Source organism: Dietzia sp. SLG310A2-38A2, assembly GCF_014145095.1.
Lineage (GTDB): Bacteria > Actinomycetota > Actinomycetes > Mycobacteriales > Mycobacteriaceae > Dietzia.
Map to the genome: position 1 here is coordinate 1 of NZ_JAALDX010000424.1, position 1,146 is coordinate 1,146.

The 1,146-nt window shown below is 72.2% G+C and carries 1 protein-coding gene; it reads left to right on the plus strand.

The annotated features are described in order from the left end of the window. Positions 1-211 precede the first annotated feature (211 nt). On the plus strand, positions 212-1,146 hold a 935-nt coding region (locus tag G6027_RS14360), incomplete at its 3' end, for an LssY C-terminal domain-containing protein (RefSeq protein WP_241727148.1).

Below are 1,146 nucleotides of genomic sequence, written 5' to 3' on the forward strand. Positions count from 1 at the left end.
CCACCGCGAGACCGGCGCTGACGCCCGCGGAGCGGACGAGTACCTCGCGCGACCGCGTGGACGGGACGATCATCAGCGGCAGTCCCAGCGACCGCAGGTACTCCTCGTGGGCGCCGCGGCTGCGGGCCGGGGTCGGATCGGTCGTGGGCACGGGGACATTCTGGCAGTCATCGCGGTCCACACGGCCCGTACCGCCGACTATCGTCTAGCCATGCCCACCAGTGAGCGAGCGGTGCACACGCCCGGCGCGGAGCCGGCCGGGCCGGCCGCGCCCCCGGTCTACGCCCGTCTGCCGTCCAAGGTGCGGGACGACGATGTGCGGCCGGCGCTGCCGGGCCAGGTCGTCGACACCGTGTTCTTCACCCTGGCCACCCTCGCGGCCGGATGGTTGGGCTGGCGGCTGCTGGATGACGTGTGGCGCCACACCTGGTGGCATCTGTTCCTGTTGATCCCGTTCTGGGCGCTGGTCGCCTATCTGGTCCTGCCCCGACTGCAGACGCTGATCACCTCGGTGTACGTGCCCGGGTACTTCATCGCCCGAACCCGGACCTCGGACGGGCTGCTGGGGGACCCGGTCAACCTGGCCGTCGACGGCACCGCCCGTCAGATCCACGAGGCCATGACGGCCTGCGGGTGGGTGCTGGCCGACGACATCACGGTCCGCTCCTCCTGGGGCATCATCATGTCCTCGGCACTCCGACGGTCCTACCCGTCCGCACCGGTGAGCCCCCTGCGGCTCTTCGGCCGCAGGCAGTGTCTGGCCTACCAGCAGGAGGTCGAGGGCAACGCGGCGCAGCGGCACCACGTCCGGTTCTGGCGGTGCCCCGACGGGTGGCTTCTGCCCGGCGGTCACCGCGTGCAGTGGCTCGGGGCCGGCACCTACGACCGGGCCGTGGGGCTGTCGCTGTTCACCCTCCAGGTGACCCACAAGATCGACGCGGACATCGACGTGGAGCGCGACTACATCGTGGACTCGATCCGCTACCACGTCCCCGCCGCGGGGGTCCGGGTGCTCGAGAACTTCTCGGCCGGCTACCACTCCCGCAACGGCGGGGGCGACGCGATCCGCACCGACGGTGACCTGCCGGTGGTGGACCTGCGGTCCGTGCCGGTCCCCGAGGCGGCGGCGGCCGGGCTCCCGGCCGG